The organism is Streptomyces sp. NBC_00353, assembly GCF_036108815.1.
In the GTDB taxonomy this organism is placed as follows: Bacteria; Actinomycetota; Actinomycetes; order Streptomycetales; family Streptomycetaceae; genus Streptomyces.
Genome location: NZ_CP107985.1, coordinates 6,028,336 through 6,049,078 on the forward strand (window position 1 = coordinate 6,028,336; position 20,743 = coordinate 6,049,078).

Annotated in this window: 19 protein-coding genes and 1 pseudogene; 11 read left to right on the plus strand and 9 right to left on the minus strand. The window is 70.1% G+C overall.

Going from position 1 to position 20,743, the window contains the following annotated elements:
* The first annotated feature begins 70 nt into the window (after positions 1-70).
* The 4 genes from OHA88_RS27325 to OHA88_RS27340 all read left to right on the plus strand — a co-directional run bounded on the left by OHA88_RS27325 (position 71) and on the right by OHA88_RS27340 (position 6,874).
* Positions 71-1,873 (plus strand): outer membrane protein assembly factor BamB family protein, encoded by a 1,803-nt coding sequence (locus tag OHA88_RS27325; RefSeq protein ID WP_328627440.1) that lies wholly within the window; start codon positions 71-73, stop codon positions 1,871-1,873.
* Positions 1,874-2,099: 226 nt separating this feature from the next.
* Positions 2,100-3,956, plus strand: coding sequence for an outer membrane protein assembly factor BamB family protein (locus OHA88_RS27330; RefSeq protein ID WP_328627441.1), 1,857 nt, complete (start codon positions 2,100-2,102; stop codon positions 3,954-3,956).
* 85 nt (positions 3,957-4,041) lie between these two features.
* On the plus strand, positions 4,042-5,883 hold the full coding sequence (locus OHA88_RS27335) for an outer membrane protein assembly factor BamB family protein (protein ID WP_328627442.1): 1,842 nt from the start codon (positions 4,042-4,044) through the stop codon (positions 5,881-5,883).
* A gap of 295 nt (positions 5,884-6,178) precedes the next feature.
* Positions 6,179-6,874 carry a helix-turn-helix transcriptional regulator gene (locus tag OHA88_RS27340; protein ID WP_328627443.1) on the plus strand — a complete coding sequence of 232 codons (696 nt, stop codon included), beginning with the start codon at positions 6,179-6,181 and terminating at the stop codon, positions 6,872-6,874.
* 33 nt (positions 6,875-6,907) lie between these two features.
* Here the strand turns inward: OHA88_RS27340 and OHA88_RS27345 are convergent, their stop codons facing one another.
* Complete coding sequence (locus tag OHA88_RS27345) at positions 6,908-7,120, minus strand: hypothetical protein (RefSeq protein WP_328629967.1); 213 nt, start codon at positions 7,118-7,120, stop codon at positions 6,908-6,910.
* A 124-nt stretch (positions 7,121-7,244) separates the two neighbouring features.
* Positions 7,245-7,343 (minus strand): annotated as a pseudogene (locus tag OHA88_RS44680) (helix-turn-helix domain-containing protein); the annotation flags it as partial.
* A 203-nt stretch (positions 7,344-7,546) separates the two neighbouring features.
* Here OHA88_RS44680 and galT point away from each other — a divergent pair.
* Genes galT through galK form a run of 3 tightly spaced genes read left to right on the plus strand, consistent with a single transcriptional unit; the run spans position 7,547 to position 10,754 of the window.
* Entirely contained in the window at positions 7,547-8,590 is a 1,044-nt protein-coding gene (galT, locus tag OHA88_RS27350; RefSeq protein WP_328627444.1) for a galactose-1-phosphate uridylyltransferase, read from the plus strand.
* Positions 8,587-9,591, plus strand: coding sequence for a UDP-glucose 4-epimerase GalE (gene galE / locus OHA88_RS27355; RefSeq protein ID WP_267004744.1), 1,005 nt, complete (start codon positions 8,587-8,589; stop codon positions 9,589-9,591). The genes galT and galE overlap by 4 nt, the downstream gene beginning before the upstream one ends.
* Entirely contained in the window at positions 9,588-10,754 is a 1,167-nt protein-coding gene (galK, locus tag OHA88_RS27360) for a galactokinase (protein WP_328627445.1), read from the plus strand. Before galE ends, galK begins: the two co-directional genes overlap by 4 nt.
* Before the next feature lie 9 nt (positions 10,755-10,763).
* On the opposite strand, the gene OHA88_RS27365 is transcribed toward galK, so the two are convergent.
* Positions 10,764-11,207 (minus strand): GNAT family N-acetyltransferase, encoded by a 444-nt coding sequence (locus OHA88_RS27365; protein WP_267004746.1) that lies wholly within the window; start codon positions 11,205-11,207, stop codon positions 10,764-10,766.
* Between the two features lie 277 nt (positions 11,208-11,484).
* On the opposite strand from OHA88_RS27365, the gene OHA88_RS27370 reads away from it, so the two are divergent.
* Positions 11,485-12,270 carry a LuxR C-terminal-related transcriptional regulator gene (locus tag OHA88_RS27370; RefSeq protein ID WP_267008075.1) on the plus strand — a complete coding sequence of 262 codons (786 nt, stop codon included), beginning with the start codon at positions 11,485-11,487 and terminating at the stop codon, positions 12,268-12,270.
* Here the strand turns inward: OHA88_RS27370 and OHA88_RS27375 are convergent.
* Positions 12,229-12,726 (minus strand): MarR family winged helix-turn-helix transcriptional regulator, encoded by a 498-nt coding sequence (locus OHA88_RS27375; RefSeq protein ID WP_030976849.1) that lies wholly within the window; start codon positions 12,724-12,726, stop codon positions 12,229-12,231. The genes OHA88_RS27370 and OHA88_RS27375 overlap by 42 nt on opposite strands.
* Positions 12,727-12,814: 88 nt before the next feature.
* Between OHA88_RS27375 and OHA88_RS27380 the strand changes: the two genes are divergently transcribed.
* Both OHA88_RS27380 and OHA88_RS27385 read left to right on the plus strand, forming a co-directional pair.
* On the plus strand, positions 12,815-13,612 hold the full coding sequence (locus OHA88_RS27380; RefSeq protein WP_328627446.1) for a trans-aconitate 2-methyltransferase: 798 nt from the start codon (positions 12,815-12,817) through the stop codon (positions 13,610-13,612).
* Positions 13,612-13,977 carry a VOC family protein gene (locus OHA88_RS27385; RefSeq protein WP_328627447.1) on the plus strand — a complete coding sequence of 122 codons (366 nt, stop codon included), beginning with the start codon at positions 13,612-13,614 and terminating at the stop codon, positions 13,975-13,977. The genes OHA88_RS27380 and OHA88_RS27385 overlap by 1 nt, the downstream gene beginning before the upstream one ends.
* 114 nt (positions 13,978-14,091) lie before the next feature.
* Here the strand turns inward: OHA88_RS27385 and OHA88_RS27390 are convergent, their stop codons facing one another.
* Together OHA88_RS27390 and OHA88_RS27395 are read right to left on the minus strand one after the other, a co-directional pair.
* Positions 14,092-14,778 carry a TetR/AcrR family transcriptional regulator gene (locus OHA88_RS27390; RefSeq protein WP_267004749.1) on the minus strand — a complete coding sequence of 229 codons (687 nt, stop codon included), beginning with the start codon at positions 14,776-14,778 and terminating at the stop codon, positions 14,092-14,094.
* Positions 14,775-15,776, minus strand: a complete 1,002-nt coding sequence (locus tag OHA88_RS27395; protein ID WP_328627448.1) for an acyl-CoA desaturase — start codon at positions 15,774-15,776, stop codon at positions 14,775-14,777. Before OHA88_RS27395 ends, OHA88_RS27390 begins: the two co-directional genes overlap by 4 nt.
* Positions 15,777-16,052: 276 nt before the next feature.
* On the opposite strand from OHA88_RS27395, the gene ppc reads away from it, so the two are divergent.
* Positions 16,053-18,782: a phosphoenolpyruvate carboxylase gene (gene ppc / locus OHA88_RS27400; RefSeq protein ID WP_328627449.1), complete on the plus strand. Its 2,730-nt coding sequence runs from the start codon at positions 16,053-16,055 to the stop codon at positions 18,780-18,782.
* A gap of 30 nt (positions 18,783-18,812) precedes the next feature.
* Here the strand turns inward: ppc and OHA88_RS27405 are convergent, their stop codons facing one another.
* The 3 genes from OHA88_RS27405 to OHA88_RS27415 all read right to left on the minus strand — a co-directional run bounded on the left by OHA88_RS27405 (position 18,813) and on the right by OHA88_RS27415 (position 20,678).
* The gene (locus OHA88_RS27405) at positions 18,813-19,283 is read right to left on the minus strand and encodes a hypothetical protein (RefSeq protein WP_328627450.1); all 471 of its coding nucleotides are present in this window, start codon (positions 19,281-19,283) and stop codon (positions 18,813-18,815) included.
* An 86-nt stretch (positions 19,284-19,369) separates the two neighbouring features.
* The gene (gene pth / locus OHA88_RS27410) at positions 19,370-19,963 is read right to left on the minus strand and encodes an aminoacyl-tRNA hydrolase (RefSeq protein ID WP_328627451.1); all 594 of its coding nucleotides are present in this window, start codon (positions 19,961-19,963) and stop codon (positions 19,370-19,372) included.
* A 127-nt stretch (positions 19,964-20,090) separates the two neighbouring features.
* Positions 20,091-20,678 carry a 50S ribosomal protein L25/general stress protein Ctc gene (locus OHA88_RS27415; RefSeq protein WP_328627452.1) on the minus strand — a complete coding sequence of 196 codons (588 nt, stop codon included), beginning with the start codon at positions 20,676-20,678 and terminating at the stop codon, positions 20,091-20,093.
* Between the last annotated feature and the right edge of the window lie 65 nt (positions 20,679-20,743).

Genomic DNA, 20,743 nt, shown 5'->3' on the forward strand with positions numbered 1-20,743 from the left:
GTGGTAGAAAGAAGGCTCGCCCGGCGCAGGTGCAGACGCCGGACCGATCCGCACGAAGGGGGACGTGCTGATGGCCCAGCCGCCCGGCGGGCAACCGCTGCAGGGAAGCTTCGGGGCTCCGTACGATCCGCCGCCGGAGCCGGTCCAGCCGTCGCAGCCGCCCGGATACGGCTCCGCGCCGCCGCCCGGTCAGGCCGCGGGACCGTACGGTGCGCCGGTACAGCCGGGCCCGTACGGCACACCCGCGCAGCCGGGTCCGTACAACGCGCCCACGCAGCCAGGGCCGTACAACGCGCCCACGCAGCCAGGGCCGTACAACGCGCCCACGCAGCCCGGGCCGTACGGCTATCCGTCGCCGGCGCAGCCGGGATACGGCTACCAGCAGCAGCAGCAGCACCAGCAGCCGCAGCAGCCCCCGCGGTCCGGTGGCGGAGGGTTCTTCAGGGGCAGCCGCGGTGCGGTCATCGTTGCCGTGCTCGCGGTGGTGCTGCTGGCCGGCGGGGGCATCTGGTTCGCCACGAGCGGGGGCGACGACGAGTCGAAGCCCACGGCGAAGGCGAGCACCGGCCCCGGGCCGGGCGCCACCGGCGACGGCAAGGCCGAGGACCCGGGCACGCACGACCTCCGTGCCGAGGCCGACGCACTCAATGCCCAGCGCAAGCCGGGCGAGGCGAAGGTCCTCTGGCTCCAGGAGGGCGGCGTCGACCTGCCCCGCAACGGCTCGGACGTGTACGGCCCCTGGATCGTCGGCGACACCGTCGTCAAGGCCATGTTCCACACGGTCTCCGGCTACTCCGTGACCGACGGCAGCCGGAAGTGGAGTCTTCGTATGCCGTCGAATCTGTGCGCGGCGCCTTCGCAGCCCACCGCCGACGGCAAGATCGTCTTCGGGATCAAGACCGGCACCGCGGACGACGCGCTCTGCAACTCCCTCCAGATGGTCGACCTCACGACCGGCAGGGCCGGCTGGCGCAAGACATACCGGCGCCAGGGCGCCTGGGATCTGCTGTCCGACGTCTCGATGGCGATCAACGGTGACACCGTGACCGTGGGGCGCACCAGCAGGACGGACGCCTTCCGGGTCAGCGACGGCACGGTGCTCTTCGGGGAACTGCCGGGCAACTGCCAGCCGTTCGGCTTCGCCGGCGGCCCCGTGGCGATCGCCGCGACCAGTTGCCAGACCGCGGCCGACGACCACAAGGAGCAGCAGGTGCAGCGGATCGATCCGGTCACCGGAAAGGTCCAGTGGACGTACAAGGTCAAGAAGGGCTGGGAGGTTGCACAGTTCTACTCGGTCAGCCCGCTGGTCGTCTCGCTGAAGCAGGAGGACAAGTGGGCGATCATCGTGCTCAACGAGAACGGCACCTACCGGTCCCAACTGGTCGGCGGCACCGACGACTACGCGACGAAGTGCGGCGGTGACCTCCTCACCGAGGGTAAGAACCTCGACAACTGCCTCGGGGTGGCGGCCGACGACCGGACGGTCTATCTGGCGACCGAGCCCTCCGAGTCCGACCTCACCCCCACCAACAAGGTCGTCGCCTTCGATCTGAACACCGGTCAGGCGAAGTGGAAGGCCGTGGCCCCGGCCGGACAGACCCTCATGCCGATGCGGGTGGAGGGCGGCAGACTGCTGATGTATCTCGCCGCCGGGAAGAACAAGGGTGGCGGCATCGCGTCCCTCCCGCCGGCCGGCGGCACGCCGCAGATGGTGCTGCGGCACCCGGCAGCGGCCGCCACGGTCGAGCGCGGCTTCTTCGATTCCAGGGTCGTCTATCAGGACGGGCGTTGCTTCCTCATGCACGCGAGGATCAGCGGGATCGACGACGAGGACGAGAAGTCGATGAAGTCGATGGCGGGCTTCGGCAACTGACGGACCGAGGCGTAACGAGGGCATCACGGCGCGGTTCTCCCTTGGGAACAGGGGGCGGACCGACTCGGTGTCCGATGCGTTGCGGGTGGTACAAAGAAGCCCCGCTCGACTGTCGTGACGCCGCGGAATCCATGCCCGATTCGCTCCTTTCCGAGGGGAATTCAGCCCAGCGGAATCGCGGGGGAGACCGGAACGGGCACCGGACCGCACGAAGGGGGACGTGCTGATGACCCAGCCGCCCAGCCAGCAACCGCCGCAGGGAGGCTTCGGCGCTCCGCAGGAGCCGCCGCAGGGGAGTCCTCAGCCGGCGGCGCCCGGGCAGCCGCCGCAGAGTCAGCCGCCGCAGGGTCAACCGCCTGCCCAGCCACCGCAGATGCCGGCCGCGCTGCCGACGCCGCCGCCCGCTCAGCCGGGTTACGGCTATCCGCAGCAGCCGGGTCAGGCCCCCGGTTACGGCTACCCGCAGCAGCCGGGCCCGTACGCCCAACAGCCGGGTCCCTACGGTCAGCAGCCGGGCCCGTACGCCCAACAGCCCGGCCCCTACGGCCAGCAGCCGCAGCCCGGTTACGGCTACCCGCAGCAGCAGTACCCCGGCGCCCCGATACCCGGCGGCCCCGGCGGCACGGGCGGTGGCAGCCCCTTCAAGGGGAAGCCCGCAGTGATCATCGGTGCCGCGGTCGCCGCCGCGATCGTCATCGCCGGTGGCGTGTTCCTCGCGACCAGCGGTGGTGACGACGACAAGAAGCCCGTCGCGCAAGCGAGCACGGACGGCAAGGCGCCGAGCGGTTCGCCCTCCGTCGACGAGGGCGACGGCAACGGCGACGGACGGCAGGCGGACGACGACCTCAACGCCGGGCGCAAGCCGGGCGAGGCCAAGGTCCTCTGGCTGCAGAAGAACGACGTCGACCTGCCGCGCAACGGCGCGGACGTGTACGGCCCCTGGGTCGTCGGCGACACCGTCGTCAAGGGCATGTACCGCGCGGTCTCCGGCTACTCGGCCGCCGACGGCAAGCAGAAGTGGACGCTGAAGCTGCCCGCCGACATGTGCGCCGCGCCTTCGCAGACCACCACCGACGGCAAGATCGTCATCGGGGTCAAGAACGGCACCACCGACAAGGCCGACTGCTCGGACCTCCAGATGATCGACCTCAACACCGGCAAGGCCGGCTGGAAGAAGTCGATCAAGAAGAACGGCATCTGGGACATGATGTCGGACATCTCCCTCGCCATCAGCGGAGACACCGTCACGGTCGGCCGGACCAGCAACTCCAACGCCTACCGGGTCAGCGACGGCAAGGAGCTGTTCGGCAAGCCGGCGGGCAACTGCCAGCCGTTCGCCTTCGCCGGCGGCCCCAAACTGATCGCAGCCGCCAGCTGCCGCACCGATGACATCGACAACCCCCAGCACCAGATCCAGGAGATCGACCCGGCCACCGGCAAGGCCAAGTGGACGTACCGGCCGGCCCGTGGGTGGGAGATCGACCGGGTCTACTCGGTGAGCCCGCTCGTCGTCTCGCTGACCCAGAGCGAGAAGAAGAAGTGGAGCATCCTCGCGATCAAGGAGAACGGCACGCTCCGTTCCCAGCTGGTCGGTGACAAGGGCGACAAGTTCGCACCGGACTGCGGCAGTGCGTTCGCCATCTTCGGCAAGTCACTGGACGGCTGTGTCGGTGTCGCCGCCGACGCCAACACCTTCTACATGTCGACCGAAGCCGACTCCAGCGGCACCGCCCGTACGAACAAGGTCGTCGCGTTCAACCTGAACACCGGCAAGCCGAAGTGGAAGGCCGCGGCCCCGGCCGAGCAGATCGTGAAGCCGCTGCGGATGGAGGGCGGCAATGTGCTGCTCTACGTGGAGGCCGGATACAACAAGGGCGGCGGGATCGCCACCCTCGCCCCGACCGGTGGCGCGCCGCAGATGCTGCTCCGGCACCCGGAGTCGACGTCCCAGATCGAGAGTTCGTTCTACAACGCGAAGATCGTCTACGCGGACGGGCGTTCCTTCATCGCGAGCGGGCGGGTCAGTGCGAGCAACGACAAGGAAGAGCTGGAGACGAAGACCATGATGGCCTTCGGCAAGTGACGGCTCACGCAGGCACCCGACGGACTCCGACCGACCGCGACAGGTCCCGACCGACCGACTCCCCTTCCCTCGAGGTACGTACGTCATGACTCAGCCGCCCCAGCCGCCCAACGAACCGCCCCAGGGCGGGTTCGGCGCCCCGCAGGACCCGCCGCCCGGTGGGTTCGGGGCACCGGTCCCGCCACCCGCCGACCCGTTCGGCAAGCAGCCGCCCACCCCGCCCGCGGGGGGATTCGGCGCCCCGCAGGCGCAACCCCCCGCCGGTGGTTTCGGCGCTCCGCAGACCCCGCCCGCCGGTCCGCCGCAGCAGCCGGGTTACGGCTATCCGCAGCAGCCCGGTTACGGCTACCCGCCGGGCCCTCCGGCCGGACAGGGCCTGCCGCCCGGTCAGCCGCCGCAGCAGGGCTACGGATACGGCTACCCGACGGCCCCGATGCAGCCGCAGTACGCGCCGCCGCAGAAGGGCGGGAACGGCGGCAAGAAGTTCACCACGCAGATGCAGATCATCGTTGCCGCGGTGGTCGCCGTGGCAGTGATCATCGGTGGGGGCATCTTCCTCGCCTCCGGTGGCGACGACAAGAAGAACGAGGTGTCCTCCGCCGGTCCCACCGGTGAGGGCAAGGGCGGCGAGGACAGCGGCGTCGGTGGTGGCGGCAAGGAGAAGGTGCCGGCGAACACCAAGTCCACCGTCGCCTTCCAGCTGCCGGAGCCGAAGGTCGGCGACGTCACGACGGTCGACGGCTCCTGGCTGACCGACAAGGCGTATGTGAAGACCGGCGTCGACGAGATCGTCGGCTACGACAAGGTCAAGGGCACCAAGCTCTGGTCCATCCCGCTGGAGGGCCAGCTCTGCGCCGCCTCCCGGCACATGTCGAAGGACTACAAGACGGCCATCCTCTTCGAGGAGGGAAAGCCGACCAAGGCGAAGAAGTACCAGCCGTGCAACCAGGTCGGTGGGATCGACCTGAACACCGGAAAGCTGATGTGGAGCAAGCCGGTGACCGCCGCTACCAGCGGTGACGAGCCGGTCAGGTTCGACGAGGTCACGCTCAGCGGCACCACGGTCGCCGCGGGCGGCACCGAGGGCGGCGCCGCCTTCGACCTGAACACCGGCGCCGAGCGCTGGAAGCCGAAGGTCGGCACCGATGGCTGCTACGACAAGGGGTACGGCGGCGGCGACGCGCTCGCGGTGGTCCGCAAGTGCGGTACGTACGACAGCCCGCAGCTCGTCATCCAGGCGCTGAACCCGACGACCGGCGCCCCGCTCTCGTCGTTCAAGATGCCGCCCGGCGTCGATTACGCGAGCATCGTCTCCACCAAGCCGCTGGTCGTCGCGGCCGATGTCGGCGACACCGCCGGTGACGGCAGTGGGATCTCGGACTTCTTCTCGATCGACGCGTCGACCGGCAAGCTCCTCACCAAGATCGCCGCGGACGGCGAGAAGTACGCCGCCCGCTGCGGCTCCACCGAGGTCGAGACCTGCCAGCAGCTGGCCGTCGGGAACAACCGGCTCTATCTGCCGACCGAGGAGCACGAGGGCACCGGCGAGTACGGCGACACCAACGAGATCGTCTCGTTCGACCTCACCACCGGCAAGCCGACCAGCGACAAGGCCGACGCCGGCGACCGGTACACGATGTTCCCGATCCGCATGGACGGTTCCAACATCATCGCGTACAAGGTCCCCCCGTACGACAAGGGCGGCCAGATCGTCTCCATCGACGGTTCCACCTTCAAGCAGACGGTGCTGATGGAGAACCCGGGGGACGAGTCCGTCCGGGACGCGGAGACCAGCTTCTCCATGGACTACGCGGAGATCCTCTACTCGGGCGGCCGGATGTACATCTCCGAGGTGATGGTGAGCAAGCCGCGCGAGAGCTCCCTCGAAGACAAGCAGTACCTCGCGGTCTCGTTCGGCACCGGCTGACCCCGGCGCGGGTACGCGCACGCACCACGGCCCTGCCGGTCGATCACTCGACCGGCAGGGCCGGTCGTTTTCTGCCCGCCCATCGATCCACTTCCGCCGGCTTACTGTCGGTCAACCGGACCCGAACAGCACATAATTCGGCATTCCGGGGTTCTTCTGCCTGGTAAGGGGCGCGCCACGTCGAACAAGCGTGTAGCTTGCCGGGTCAAAGGGGCCGGGGGCCGGGGCCTGTCGTCGAACCGGCGCCTGCCGCGCGACGCCTGGGTGTGGCTCCATTGCTGTGGGGGGTAACTCGATGGGCGTGCGGCTCATGGTGGTCGATGACCACAGACTGCTCGCCGAGGCGTTGGCCTCGGCGCTGAAATTGCGGGGTCACCGGGTGCTCGCGGCGGCCGCGCCGACCGCCGGTGCGGCGGAACTCGTGGTGAGCAGAGCCCCGGAGGTCTGTCTGTTCGGCACGGCGACACCCGCCGAACCCGGGGCGTTCGACCCGATCACCCGGATCAAGAGGGAGCGCCCGCAGGTGGCGGTGGTGGTGCTCGGGCCGGTGCCCAGTCCGCGCGGGATCGCGGCGGCCTTCGCGGCCGGCGCCGCCGGATATGTCAGGCACGACGAGCGGATAGAGGGTGTCGAGCGGGCGATGGTCAAGGCGCGGGCCGGAGAGGCGGCGGTCGCGCCGCAACTGCTCCAGGGTGCCTTCGCCGAGCTGCTCAACCCGGCCGTCCAGCCGGACGACGAGGGGCAGCGGCTGCTGCGCATGCTCACCCCGCGTGAGATCGAGGTCCTGGTGCGGGTCGCGGAGGGCGAGGACACCCGGCTGATCGCGGCCGGGATGCGGATCGCGTCGAGCACCGCGCGTACGCATGTGCAGCGGGTGCTGATGAAGCTGGGGGTCGGCTCACGGCTGGAGGCCGCGGCACTGGCGGCCCGCACCGGGCTGCTGGACCGCGCGGTAGTGGGCGGAATGACGAAGGGGCCGGACGCCGGGTGACGTCCGGCCCCTTCGGGGCGGTGCGGAGACTGCTCAGGTGTCCGGGCCGACGTCGGCGGAGCCGTCCGGCGCCGGTGCCGGACGCAGCTTCAGCCACAGCAGGAGGAACAGCCCCGGGGTCAGCATGGCCGGCCCGGTCCAGAGGTTGATGTGGACGCCCTCGGCCTTCTTCAGGTCCGCGTCGGACGGGTTGATCCCGGGGCTTCGGAGCTGTGGGGAGGGTGACGACGGCCATGACCTCCGCACCGGCGACGAAGCCGACGATCGCGGAGACGAAGTTGGCGCCCTGGTCGGTCGGGATGTCGATGACACCCTGCTGGTGGACCCAGAATTGACGCTCCTGTGAGCGCAGGCTGCTGCCGCGCTGCTCAAACACGTATGTGCGCTGCTCGAGCGCAATGTTCCACAGGGTGCGTGCCGCATGCCCCCACCGGGTCGGAACCTGTTCCTGCGCGCGGTTGGGATACAGCCGTTATCGGCGCCCCACGCCTGCCTTCACGCCAGGGAACGTAAGGCCGGCTGCTCGGCGATTACCAGTGGATCGGATCCAGTTCACCCCTAAATGTTCGGGTCTGGAAAACGTGTGCGTCGACGAGCGCGGCCGTGCGGCCACTCATTGACGTGCGTGTTGGCTTGTGGTTTGTTGTGTGCGGTTATGTTTGGAGGAACCTGGTGAAGAAGACGGTTACGACGCTCGCCGACGGCCGGGAGCTGCTCTACTACGACAGCCGCGACGACGTGGTCCGGGACGCCGTCGACCGGCGGCCGCTCGACGCCGTATCGACCTCCTCCGAAATCCGCCGCGACCCTCTCCTCGGGGACAGCGTCGCCATCGCCTCGCACCGCCAGGGCCGCACGTACCACCCGCCGGCCGACGAGTGCCCGCTCTGCCCGTCCCGGGGCGGGCGGCTCAGCGAGATCCCCGACGACCGGTACGACGTGGTCGTCTTCGAGAACCGCTTCCCCTCGCTCGCCGGTGACTCCGGCCGCTGCGAGGTCGTCTGCTTCACCTCCGACCACGACTCGTCGTTCGCCGACCTCACCGAGGAGCAGGCGACCCTGGTCCTCGACGCCTGGACCGACCGCACCGCCGAACTCGCCGAGTTCGAGCAGGTCAAGCAGGTGTTCTGCTTCGAGAACCGGGGCGCCGAGATAGGCGTGACGCTCGGCCATCCGCACGGGCAGATCTACGCGTACCCCTTCGTCACCCCGCGCACCGAGCTGATGCTCCGCTCGATGCAGGCGCACCGCGAGCGGACCGGTGGCAACCTCTTCGACGACATCGTGGCCCGCGAGCTGACCGACGGCGATCGCGTGGTGCTGACCGGCGAGCACTGGGTGGCCTTCGTCCCGTACGCCGCGCACTGGCCGTACGAGGTGCATCTGCACCCGCGCCGGCGCGTCCCCGACCTGCGGGAACTCGACGAAGGGGCGCGCACAGAGTTCGCACAGATCTATCTGGAACTCTTGAGGCGATTCGACCGGATCTTCGGCCCCGGTGAGCCGCCGACCCCGTACATCGCGGCCTGGCACCAGGCGCCGTTCGGAGTCCCCGGGCGGGAGGAGTTCGGGCTTCACCTCGAGCTTTTCACCATCCGACGTACCTCCGGCAAGCTGAAGTTCCTCGCGGGTTCCGAGTCCGGCATGAGTGTGTTCATCAACGACGTGCCGCCGGAGGCCGCGGCCCAGCGACTGCGAGAGGTAGCGAGCGAGTGAGCAAGCCCCAGAGCGATCCCCGGCTCAGCCCCCGGAAGAAGTACCTGGTCACAGGCGGCGCCGGATATGTCGGCAGTGTGGTCGCCGCGCATCTTCTCGAAGCCGGTCATGAGGTGACCGTCCTCGACGACCTGTCGACCGGGTTCCGCGAGGGCGTCCCCGCCGGGGCCGAGTTCATCGAGGGCCGCATCCAGGACGCCGCGCGCTGGCTGGACTCCTCCTACGACGGGGTGCTGCACTTCGCCGCGTACTCCCAGGTCGGCGAGTCCGTCACCGACCCGGAGAAGTACTGGGTCAACAACGTCGGCGGATCCACCGCCCTGCTCGCCGCGATGCGTGACGCGGGTGTCCGCACCCTGGTCTTCTCCTCCACGGCCGCGACCTACGGCGAACCGGTCTCCAGCCCGATCACGGAGTCCGACCCGACCGCCCCCACCAACCCGTACGGCGCGACGAAGCTGGCCGTCGACCACATGATCACCGGCGAGGCGGCCGCGCACGGACTGGCCGCGGTCTCGCTGCGCTACTTCAACGTGGCCGGGGCGTACGGCAGCCACGGGGAGCGGCACAGCCCCGAGTCGCATCTGATTCCGCTGGTCCTCCAGGTCGCGCTCGGCCGCCGCGAGTCGATCTCCGTCTACGGCGACGACTACCCGACCCCCGACGGCAGCTGCGTACGCGACTACATCCACGTCGCGGACCTGGCCGAGGCCCACCTGCTGGCCCTGGACGCGGCCACCGCGGGCGAACACCTGATCTGCAACCTCGGCAACGGCAACGGCTTCTCGGTGCGCGAGGTCATCGAGACCGTCCGCAAGGTCACCGGCCACCCGGTCCCCGAGATCGCGGCCCCCCGCCGCGCCGGTGACCCGGCCGTGCTGGTCGCCTCCGCCACCACTGCCAGGGAGCGGCTCGGCTGGCAGCCGAGCCGTGCCGACCTGGCCGGAATCGTCTCCGACGCCTGGACGTTCGCCCGCCGAGAGGAACCCACCGCGCCATGACCGACAACGCTGAGCTGGTCACCGCTTTCACCGAGCTGTACGGCACCGCCCCCGAAGGAGTCTGGGCGGCGCCCGGCCGGGTCAACCTGATCGGCGAGTACACCGACTTCAACGACGGCTTCGTGATGCCGCTCGCGCTGCCGCACACCGCGCGCGCGGCCGTCGCCCGCCGCACCGACGGCGAGCTGCGGCTGCACTCGACCGACGTGCCGGGCGGTGTCGTCCAGCTCCGCGTCGACGAGCTGGCCCCGCACTCCGGGCACGGCTGGGCGGCCTACCCGGCCGGCGTCGTCTGGGCGCTGCGCGAGGCGGGCCACCAGGTCACCGGCGCGGACATCCAGCTGACCTCGACCGTCCCCACCGGCGCCGGGCTCTCCTCGTCCGCCGCCCTCGAAGTGGTCACCGCGCTCGCGCTGAACGACCTCTTCGAGCTCGGCCTGTCCGCGTCCGAGCTGGCGGTGCTTGCGCAGCGCGCCGAGAACGCGTTCGTCGGCGTGCCGTGCGGCGTCATGGACCAGATGGCGTCGGCCTGCTGCACCGACGGCCACGCCCTGCACCTCGACACCCGCGACCTCACCCAGCGCCAGGTCCCGTTCGACCTGTCCGCGCACGGTCTGCGGCTGCTGGTCGTCGACACCCGGGTCAAGCACGCGCTGGGCGACGGTGCGTACGCGGAGCGGCGGGCCGGCTGCGAGGCGGGCGCGCGGGCGCTCGGCATCGGGACGCTGCGCGATCTTCCGTACGACGGTCTCGGCGCCGCGCTCGACACCCTCGCCGAGTCCGGTGCCGACGAGTCGGTCGTGCGGTACGTACGCCATGTGGTCAGCGACAACGCGCGGGTGGAGCAGGTCATCGCGCTGCTCGACGCGGGCGAGGTGCGCGCCGCCGGCCCTGTCCTCACGGCGGGCCATGTCTCGCTCCGTGACGACCTGCGGGTCTCCTGCCCCGAACTGGATCTGGTGGTCTCCGCGGCGAACGCGGCCGGGGCGCTGGGCGCCCGGATGACCGGCGGCGGCTTCGGCGGGTCGGCGATCGTGCTGGTGGAGGAGGCGGACGCGGACGCGGTCACCAAGTCGGTGCTGGAGGCGTTCACTTCGGCGGGATACGCGACGCCCGGGGTCTTTCCGGCGGTCCCGTCGGCAGGCGCCCGCCGCACCGGCTGAACCCGTCGGTCAGCCGAAGGTCTTCGTCAGGATGAACTCGGTGACACCGGGCGGGTAGTTGTCGACCCGCCCGATCACCTCGTACCCCCGCTTGCGGTAGAAGTCGGGGGCCTGGAACCCCCAGGTCTCCAGCCGGGAGCGGGTGCAGGCGCGGTCCGTCTCGGCCACCCGTTCGGCCTCGGCGAGCAGTTGCGAACCGATGCCGGAGCCGCGATGCCGGTCATCGACCCAGAGCAGATCCACATGGAGCCAGTACGCCCAGGTGCGTCCGGTCAGCCCGCCGGCCAGCCCGCCTCGGCCGTCCATCGCCCAAACCTCCAGCGGGAGTTCGTGCTCGGCGGGCGTGGCGAGCAGGGCGCGGAGCTCCGGGGAGCGTTCCCTGTTGCTGTGGTGCAGCCGTTCACCCAGCAGAAGACGACGATCTTTGTCTACTTCTGTCTCAAGACGAAACATGAACCACACCCTAAACACCGAGGTCCATCAGTTCTGTGAATTTCCTTCCGCTCCGGGCCCTCAGTCGTACGCTGATGCACAGCACCGGTGGGGGCCGGTGCTGATTCAGGGGTACGAGACAGTCGGGTACGGCGCCCGGGGCGGGGTGGCAATCTGCACACGGCGGCGGCCGTAGGGCTGAGGTTCACCCATCGCTCCGGGCGTCGTGCCCGCACCGGTCCGTCCCCGTCGGGGGGCCAGGGGGTGGCCCCGCACCAGACGCAGCATGGGGGTGCCTGTGGTTCGTATCCGGGTTCTCGTGGTGGACGACCACCGCATTTTCGCCGAGTCGCTCGCGGCGGCCCTCGCGGCCGAGCCGGACGTCGACGTGGCGGCGGCGGGCAGTGGCCCCGCCGCGCTCCGATGTCTGGAGCGGGCGGCCGCCGAAGGCCGTAGGTACGACGTGATACTCGTCGACGCCGAACTCGGCACCCTGTCGTCGGGCGGTGGACGCATGGCCTCGGGCCCGGTCCCGGTACCCGCGCCGAACAGCGGCGAGAGCCCGCCGGTCGACGGGCTCTCGCTGGTCGCCGGCGTCCGTTCGGGCCAGCCGTCCGCCCGTACGGTGGTGCTCGCCGAGAAGGACGACCCACGCCGGGCTGCGCTCGCGCTGCAGGCCGGGGCATCGGGCTGGGTCGCCAAGGACTGCTCGCTGCAACGGCTGCTCACGGTCATCCGGGGCGTGCTCCGCGACGAGACGCATCTTCCTCCTGCGCTGCTCACCGGTGTGCTGCGGGAGCTGACGGCGGCCCGCAAGCACCGCACCGAGAGCGAGCGGCTGGTCGAGTCGCTGACCCCGCGCGAGCGCGAGGTGCTCCGCTGCATGGTGGCGGGGCTGGGCCGCAAGGCGGTGGCGGAGCGCCTCTTCCTCTCCCCGCACACGGTGCGTACGCATATGCAGAACGTGCTGGGGAAGCTGGGCGTGCACTCGACGCTGGCCGCCGTCGCGCTGGCCCGACGGGCGGGCGTCGGACCGGCCGAGCTAGCCGGGGATGTTGTCGAACGGGGCGGTCAACTGGCGTAGCAACGAGGCCAGCTCACCACGCTGGTGACGGGAGAGTTCGCCCAGGATGGCACGCTCCTGGGCGAGCAGGCCGGCCAGCGACTGGTCGGCCTTGTCGCGCCCCTCGGGGGTGAGCCGGACCAGCACGCCCCGCCGGTCGCTGGGGTCGGGGAGCCGCTCGACCAGGTTCTTCTTGGTCAGCCGGTCGATGCGGTTGGTCATCGTGCCCGAAGTGACCAGCGTCTGGGTCAGCAGCTGGCCGGGGGAGAGCTGATACGGGGCACCGGCGCGGCGCAGCGACGTCAGTACGTCGAACTCCCACGGCTCAAGATTGTGTTCGGAGAACGCGATCCGGCGGGCCCGGTCGAGGTGACGGGCGAGGCGCGAGACGCGGCTGAGCACCTCGAGCGGTTCCACGTCGAGGTCGGGGCGCTCGCGGCGCCATGCAGCGACCAGACGGTCGACCTCGTCCTCCATGTGGATCAGTGTAAAGGGTCTGTCGACATGAAGTCTCTTGAATTCAAGTGTCTTGACATCAAGATACCTGGATGGTGATCCTGACTGCATGACGACACCCACCTGGGACCCTCAGCAGTACCTGCGCCACGCCGACCACCGCACCCGCCCGTTCCACGACCTCCTGGCCCGCATCCCCCAGCTCCCGGCCGCACCCGCACCCCGCATCGCGGACCTCGGCTGCGGAGCGGGCAACGTGACGGCCCTCCTCGCCGACCGCTGGCCCGAGGCCCGCATCACCGGCTACGACAATTCCCCCCAGATGCTGGAACAGGCCCGCGCCCACGCCACCCCCTTCCTGGACTTCGCCGAGGCGGACGCCACGACCTGGACGCCGGCCGAACCGTACGACCTGATCGTCTCCAACGCCCTGCTCCAGTGGGTCCCCGGCCACGCCGACCGCTTCCCGGCCTGGCTGGACGCCATCACCCCCGGCGGTACGTTCGCCTTCCAGGTACCCGGCAACTTCGACCAGCCCACGCACGTCCTGATGCGCGAACTGGCCGAGTCCCCCCGCTGGCGCTCCCGCCTGACCGGCATCCTGCGCCACGCCGACGCCGTCCTGACACCCACCGCCTACCTGGACGCGCTCACAGCCCCCGGCATCACGGCGGACGTCTGGGAGACCACCTACCTCCACCTCCTCCAGGGCGAGGACGCCGCCCTCGACTGGGTCAAGGGCACCGGCCTGCGCCCGATCCTGACGGCGCTCGCGGACGACCCGCAGGCCCAGGACGCCTTCCTCACCGAATACCGCGACGCGCTGCGCACCGCCTACCCGAAGGGCCCGCACGGCACGGTCTTCCCGTTCCGCCGCATCTTCGCCGTGGCCCACAAGGAGAAGTGATGATCGCTGCAATGGACCACGTCCAACTGGCCGCCCCGGCAGGCTCGGAGGACGCGCTTCGCGCCTTCTACGTGGACGCCCTCGGCATGACGGAGATCCCGAAGCCCCCGGTCCTCGCAACCCGCGGCGGCTGCTGGTTCCGGACGGGCCCCGTCCAGCTGCACCTGGGCGTCGAAGCGGAGTTCCACCCGGCGAAGAAGGCCCACCCGGGGCTGCGGGTCACGGACATCGAGGCGTTCGCGGCGCGCCTGGCGGCGCACGGCGCACAGGTGCAGTGGGACGGCGACCTGCCGGGCCACCGCCGGTTCTTCAGCCACGACCCGGTCGGCAACCGGCTGGAGTTCCTGGAACCGGTGGACGGCTGAGCGCCGGAGCCGGTTCGGGACGGGACACAGGCCAACGGCCGGCGGGCCCACCCCTCACGACAGGGCGGGCCCGCTCACGCACCGCGTCGGCGCGCCGGTACTTCCGGTGGCCGGTCAGTTCTTCCGGTGGCCGATCAGCCGCGGCTTCGACTCCAGATTCTCCAGGCCGTGCCAGGCCAGGTTCACCAGATGCGCCGCCACCTCCGCCTTCTTCGGCTTGCGTACGTTCAGCCACCACTGGCCCGTCAGCGCCACCATGCCGACCAGCGCCTGCGCGTACAGCGGGGCCAGCTTCGGGTCGAAGCCGCGGGCCTTGAACTCCAGGCCCAGGATGTCCTCCACCTGGGTGGCGATGTCACTGATCAGCGACGCGAAGGTGCCCGTCGACTGGGCGACAGGGGAGTCGCGGACCAGGATGCGGAAGCCGTCCGTATACGTCTCGATGTAGTCGAGCAGTGCGAACGCGGCCTGTTCCAGGAGCTCGCGCGGGTGGCCCGCAGTCAGGGCGCTGGTCACCATGTCGAGGAGCTGGCGCATCTCGCGGTCCACCACGACGGCGTACAGGCCCTCCTTGCCGCCGAAGTGTTCGTAGACGACCGGCTTGGAGACGCCGGCGCGGGCCGCGATCTCCTCGACCGAGGTGCCTTCGAAACCCTTGTCGGCGAAGAGGATGCGGCCGATGTCCAGCAGCTGTTCGCGGCGTTCCTTGCCCGTCATCCTCACGCGGCGGGTCCGCCGGGTGGAGGAGGGACGGTTCTTCTCGCTGCTCGTGCTGCCGTCGGTCGCCACGTCGTCAATCATGCCGCGTCGGAGCGCGCGGTCTCGCGCCGGGCGTCGATACGCCGGGAGTCGATCCGGGACGCGTCCGGCCAGCGCACGTCGTACGCCCAGCCGAGCTTCTCGAACCAGCGGATCAGCCGGGCGCTGGAGTCGACCTGGCCCTTCATGACCCCGTGCCGGGCGCTCGTCGGGTCCGCATGGTGCAGGTTGTGCCAGGACTCGCCGCAGGACAGGACCGCCAGCCACCACACATTGCCGGACCGGTCCCGGGACTTGAAGGGGCGCTTGCCGACCGCGTGGCAGATGGAGTTGATCGACCACGTGACGTGGTGCAGGAGAGCCACCCGTACGAGAGAGCCCCAGAAGAACGCCGTCGCCGCACCCCACCACGACATCGTCACCAGACCGCCGACCAGCGGCGGGATCGCCAGCGAGACGATCGTGAACGTGAGGAAGTGGCGGGAGATCCCGCGCAGCGCCGGGTCCTTGACCAGGTCCGGGGCGTACTTGTGCTGCGGCGTCTGCTCCTCGTCGAACATCCAGCCGATGTGCGCCCACCACAGGCCCTTCATCAGGGCCGGGAGCGTCTCGCCGAACCGCCACGGCGAATGCGGGTCGCCCTCGGCGTCGGAGAAGCGGTGGTGCTTGCGGTGGTCGGCCACCCAGCGCACCAGCGGGCCCTCCACGGCGAGCGACCCGGCGACGGCCAGGGCGATACGGAGCGGGCGTTTCGCCTTGAAGGAACCGTGGGTGAAGTAGCGGTGGAAACCGATCGTGATGCCGTGGACGCCGGTGAAGTACATGGCGACCAGCAGACCCAGATCGAGCCAGCTCACACCGCGGCCCCAGGCCAGCGGCACCGCCGCGACCAGCGCCACGAACGGCACCACGATGAAAAGCAGCAGCGCGATCTGCTCGATCGAACGCTTGTTGTCGCCGCCGAGCGTGGCGGAGGGGAGAACCGGACCGTCGGCCGCCGGTGTCCGGGCGTCGTCGATCACGTCGGGGGTGCTGTTCATGGGGAGCCCCTGGAGGGTGAGAAGTACGACGGATAGCTCTGGCTACGCATCCGTAACCTACGGCTTCGTAAGTATGACAGCGCCGAGGCCCGCAGCACGAGAGCCGCGGGCCTCGGCCATGAAGGGGAACGGAGGTCGGGCCGAGAGCAGCGCCGACGGCGCGGACACCTATCCTGGAAGCGTCGGACAGCGCGGTCCGCACTCTGCTTTCCCGGGGCCTGCTGCCAGCCACCGGCCCCGGATCCGGTGCTCAACCACTGCAAGGAGCCGCACACTGTGAGCAGTGCCGACCAGACCCCCGCCGCCAACGCCGAGCTGCGCGCCGACATCCGCCGCCTCGGCGACCTGCTGGGCGAGACCCTCGTACGCCAGGAGGGCCAGGAACTCCTCGACCTCGTCGAGCGTGTCCGCGCCCTGACCCGTACCGACGGCGAGGCCGCCGCCGAACTCCTCGGCGACACGGACCTGGAGACCGCCGCACAGCTCGTGCGCGCCTTCTCCACCTACTTCCACCTGGCCAACGTGACCGAGCAGGTCCACCGCGCCCACGAGATGCGCGACCGGCGCGCCGCGGAGGGCGGGCTGCTGGCCCGTACCGCCGACCGGCTGAAGGACGCGGACCCCGAGCACCTGCGCGAGACCGTCAAGAACCTCAACGTACGGCCCGTCTTCACCGCACACCCCACCGAGGCAGCGCGGCGCTCCGTACTGAACAAGCTCCGCCGCATCGCCGAGCTGCTCGACAACCCCGTCATCGAGGCCGACCGGCGCCGCCACGACCTGCGGCTCGCCGAGAACATCGACCTCATCTGGCAGACCGACGAACTGCGCGTGGTCCGCCCCGAGCCGGCCGACGAGGCCCGCAACGCCATCTACTACCTCGACGAACTGCACGCCAACGCCGTCGGGGACGTACTCGAGGACCTCGCGGCCGAGCTGGAGCGGGTCGGCGTCGAGCTGCCCGCCGGAACCCGCCCGCTGACCTTCGGCACCTGGATCGGCGGCGACCGCGACGGCAACCCCAACGTGACACCCGCCGTCACCTGGGATGTGCTGATCCTCCAGCACGAACACGGCATCACCGACGCGCTGGAACTCGTCGACCACCTGCGCGGTCAACTCTCCAACTCCATCCGCTACACCGGCGCCACCGACGAGCTGCTGACCTCCCTGCAGGCCGACCTGGAACGCCTCCCCGAGATCAGCCCGCGCTACAAGCGGCTGAACGCCGAGGAGCCGTACCGCCTCAAGGCCACCTGCATCCGGCAGAAGCTCGTCAACACCCGCGAGCGCCTCGCCGGCGGCACCCCGCACCGCCCCGGCTGCGACTACCTCGGCACCACCGAACTCCTCGCCGACCTGGAACTCATCCAGACCTCCCTGCGCGAACACCGCTGCGGCCTCTTCGCCGACGGGCGGATGAACCGCACCATCCGCACCCTCTCCGCATTCGGCCTGCAGCTCGCCACCATGGACGTACGCGAACACGCCGACGCCCACCACCACGCCCTCGGCCAGCTCTTCGACCGGCTCGGCGAGGAATCCTGGCGCTACGCCGACATGCCGCGCGACTACCGGCAGAAGCTCCTCGCCAAGGAGCTCCGCTCACGCCGCCCGCTCGCCCCGACCCCGGCCCCGCTGGACGCCGCGGGCGAGAAGACCCTCGGCGTCTTCCACACCATCAAGGAAGCCTTCGAACGATTCGGCCCCGAGGTCATCGAGTCGTACATCATCTCGATGTGCCAGGGCGCCGACGACGTCTTCGCCGCCGCCGTACTCGCCCGCGAGGCCGGACTGCTCGACCTGCACGGCGGCTGGGCCAAGATCGGCATCGTGCCGCTCCTGGAGACCACCGACGAGCTGCGCGCCGCCGACGTGATCCTCGACGAAATGCTCGCCGACCCGTCCTACCGGCGGCTCGTCTCCCTCCGCGGCGACGTCCAGGAGGTCATGCTCGGATACTCCGACTCCTCCAAGTTCGGCGGCATCACCACCTCCCAGTGGGAGATCCACCGCGCACAGCGCCGGCTCCGCGACGTCGCCCACCGCTACGGCGTACGGCTGCGGCTCTTCCACGGCCGCGGCGGCACCGTCGGCCGCGGCGGCGGCCCCTCGCACGACGCGATCCTCGCGCAGCCCTGGGGCACGCTGGAGGGCGAGATCAAGGTGACCGAACAGGGCGAGGTCATCTCGGACAAGTACCTCATCCCCGCGCTCGCCCGGGAGAACCTGGAGCTGACCGTCGCGGCCACCCTCCAGGCGTCCGCGCTGCACACCGCGCCCCGCCAGTCCGACGAGGCCCTCGCACGCTGGGACGCGGCGATGGACACCGTCTCCGACGCCGCGCACGACGCGTACCGCAAGCTGGTCGAGGACCCCGACCTGCCCGCGTACTTCTTCGCATCCACCCCCGTCGACCAGCTCGCCGAACTCCACCTCGGCTCGCGCCCCTCGCGCCGCCCGGACTCCGGCGCCGGACTCGACGGCCTGCGGGCCATCCCGTGGGTCTTCGGCTGGACCCAGTCCCGGCAGATCGTGCCCGGCTGGTACGGCGTCGGCTCCGGGCTCAGGGCACTGCGCGAAGCCGGCCTGGACACCGTTCTGGAAGAGATGCACGAACAGTGGCACTTCTTCCGTAACTTCATCTCGAACGTGGAGATGACACTCGCCAAGACCGACCTGCGGATCGCCCGCCACTACGTCGACACACTCGTCCCCGACGAGCTGAAGCACGTCTTCGCCGACATCGAGGCGGAGCACGCGCTCACGGTCGAGGAAGTCCTCAAGGTCACCGGCGGGACCGAACTGCTCGGCACCAGCCCGGTGCTCCAGCAGACCTTCTCCATCCGCGACGCCTACCTGGACCCGATCTCCTACCTCCAGGTCTCACTCCTGGCCCGCCAGCGCGCGGCCGCGGAGCGCGGCGAGGAAGCCGACCCGCTGCTCGCCCGGGCCCTGCTGCTCACCGTGAACGGTGTCGCCGCAGGCCTGCGCAACACCGGCTGACCCGCCGGGCAGTGCGCGGGCGCGGTTCTGTCACAGGGCGATGAACGTCGCCACCAGCAGAGCCGCGCCCGCGATCCCGGTGGACCAGGCGACCCGGGTCAGCCGCAGACCACCGCCGATGACCAGGGCGGCCAGCAGCAGCGCACCGCCCAGTGGCGTCCAGGCATGCAGAAAACCCGGAAGCCCCGTGCGTACGACGACGTCCGTGCCGGGCTTCACGACGACAGGGAACCTGCCGCCCTTCCGCACCGCGACGGACTTCTCCGTCGTCACACGCGGGCGGGCGGTGGCGCCGTCGGCCGGAGCGAACGGACCCGTACAGACGTCGGCACCGCAGCCGGTGACGGTCATCGTGCCGTGCTCACGGCCCTTGGCGAGGACGATGTGCTGCGCCGAGTCCCATGACGACACGACGCCCGCGACGAGCAGCAGCAGCGCGATACAGCCCATGACTGCGCCACGGCCGTACAGGAGGGCGGGGTGGGAGGGGCTCCGCTTCATGGGGAGCGATCCTTGGCCAAGCGAACGCTTTCGGTCAACTCAGAGTCAGCCCATGGCCAGAAAAGACCCCGAATTGCGCGGCTAACTCACGAGTTGTACGCGCTCTGCGCGCGCTCCAGACCCTCCGCGAGCAGGCACTCCACCGAGTCCGCCGCCCGGTCCACCAGATAACCGAGCTCCTTGCGCTCGGTGGACGAGAAGTCCTTCAGTACAAAGTCCGCAACCTGCATCCGGCCCGGCGGCCGGCCGATCCCGAACCGGACCCGGTGATAGTCGGGGCCCATCGACTTCGTCATCGACTTCAGCCCGTTGTGCCCGTTGTCGCCGCCGCCCAGCTTCAGCCGCAGCATCCCGTAGTCGATGTCCAGCTCGTCATGGATCGCCACGATGTGGTCGGTCGGCACCTTGTAGAAGTCGCGCAGCGCCGTGACAGGGCCACCGGAAAGATTCATGTACGACATCGGTTTGGCCAGGATCACGCGGCGGTTCGCCGGTCCGGGCGGGCCGATGCGGCCCTCGACGACCTGCGCCTGGGCCTTCTGCGCCCGCTTGAACTTCCCGCCGATCCGCTCCGCGAGAAGGTCGGCGACCATGAAGCCGACATTGTGCCGGTTCGTCGCGTACTCGGGACCGGGATTACCGAGGCCCACGATGAGCCAGGGGTCGGTGGCTTCGGACATCTGCGCTCGGTCTCCTTCGCGTACGGATGGTTCCGGATGGCCCGGATACAGGCGGACGGGGCGGCGGGTCCCCGAAGAAGGAACCGCCGCCCCGTCAGTGAAGCAGGTGAAGCGTGGAGGGCGAGGCTCAGGCCTCGGCGCCCTCGGCCTCGGCGCCCTCGGCAGCCGGCTCCTCGGCCTGCGCGGAGACGACCTGCAGGACGACAGCGTCCTCGTCGCCGGCCAGCACGGAACCGGAGGGCAGCGGGATGTCCTTGGCGAGGATGGAGTCACCGGCGTCGAGGCCCGCGACGGAGACCGTGACGGACTCGGGGATGTGGGTGGCCTCGGCCTCGACGAGCAGGGTGTTCTGCACGTACTCGAGGAGGTTGCCGCCCGGGGCCAGCTCGCCCTCGACGTGCACGGCGATCTCGACGTTGACCTTCTCGCCGCGCTTGACGGTCAGCAGGTCGACGTGCTCGATGTCGCCCTTGAGCGGGTTGCGCTGCACGGCCTTCGGGATGACCAGCGTGTCCTTGCCGTCGATCTCCAGACCGATCAGGACGTTTGCGGTGCGAAGCGCAAGGAGCAGGTCGTGGGCCGGCAGCGTGACGTGGACCGGCTCGGCGCCGTGGCCGTAGACGACCGCGGGGACCTGGTTGTCACGACGGGCGCGACGGGCGGCACCCTTGCCGAACTCGGTACGGGCCTGGGTGGCGAGCTTGATCTCGGCCATGACTGCACTCCTCGTGGGGTGACGAAAACTGGATGGTCACCCGGCCCACGACAGGCCTGCTACGA

Bases quoted from the DNA above. Each gene is read 5' to 3' on its own strand.
- OHA88_RS27325 (WP_328627440.1), top strand. From the start codon at position 71: ATGGCCCAGCCGCCCGGCGGGCAACCGCTGCAGGGAAGCTTCGGGGCT.
- OHA88_RS27330 (WP_328627441.1), top strand. From the start codon at position 2,100: ATGACCCAGCCGCCCAGCCAGCAACCGCCGCAGGGAGGCTTCGGCGCT.
- OHA88_RS27335 (WP_328627442.1), top strand. From the start codon at position 4,042: ATGACTCAGCCGCCCCAGCCGCCCAACGAACCGCCCCAGGGCGGGTTC.
- OHA88_RS27340 (WP_328627443.1), top strand. From the start codon at position 6,179: ATGGGCGTGCGGCTCATGGTGGTCGATGACCACAGACTGCTCGCCGAG.
- galK (WP_328627445.1), top strand. From the start codon at position 9,588: ATGACCGACAACGCTGAGCTGGTCACCGCTTTCACCGAGCTGTACGGC.
- OHA88_RS27365 (WP_267004746.1), bottom strand. From the start codon at position 11,207: ATGTTTCGTCTTGAGACAGAAGTAGACAAAGATCGTCGTCTTCTGCTG.
- OHA88_RS27375 (WP_030976849.1), bottom strand. From the start codon at position 12,726: ATGGAGGACGAGGTCGACCGTCTGGTCGCTGCATGGCGCCGCGAGCGC.
- OHA88_RS27380 (WP_328627446.1), top strand. From the start codon at position 12,815: ATGACGACACCCACCTGGGACCCTCAGCAGTACCTGCGCCACGCCGAC.
- OHA88_RS27385 (WP_328627447.1), top strand. From the start codon at position 13,612: ATGATCGCTGCAATGGACCACGTCCAACTGGCCGCCCCGGCAGGCTCG.
- OHA88_RS27390 (WP_267004749.1), bottom strand. From the start codon at position 14,778: ATGATTGACGACGTGGCGACCGACGGCAGCACGAGCAGCGAGAAGAAC.
- OHA88_RS27395 (WP_328627448.1), bottom strand. From the start codon at position 15,776: ATGAACAGCACCCCCGACGTGATCGACGACGCCCGGACACCGGCGGCC.
- OHA88_RS27405 (WP_328627450.1), bottom strand. From the start codon at position 19,283: ATGAAGCGGAGCCCCTCCCACCCCGCCCTCCTGTACGGCCGTGGCGCA.
- pth (WP_328627451.1), bottom strand. From the start codon at position 19,963: ATGTCCGAAGCCACCGACCCCTGGCTCATCGTGGGCCTCGGTAATCCC.
- OHA88_RS27415 (WP_328627452.1), bottom strand. From the start codon at position 20,678: ATGGCCGAGATCAAGCTCGCCACCCAGGCCCGTACCGAGTTCGGCAAG.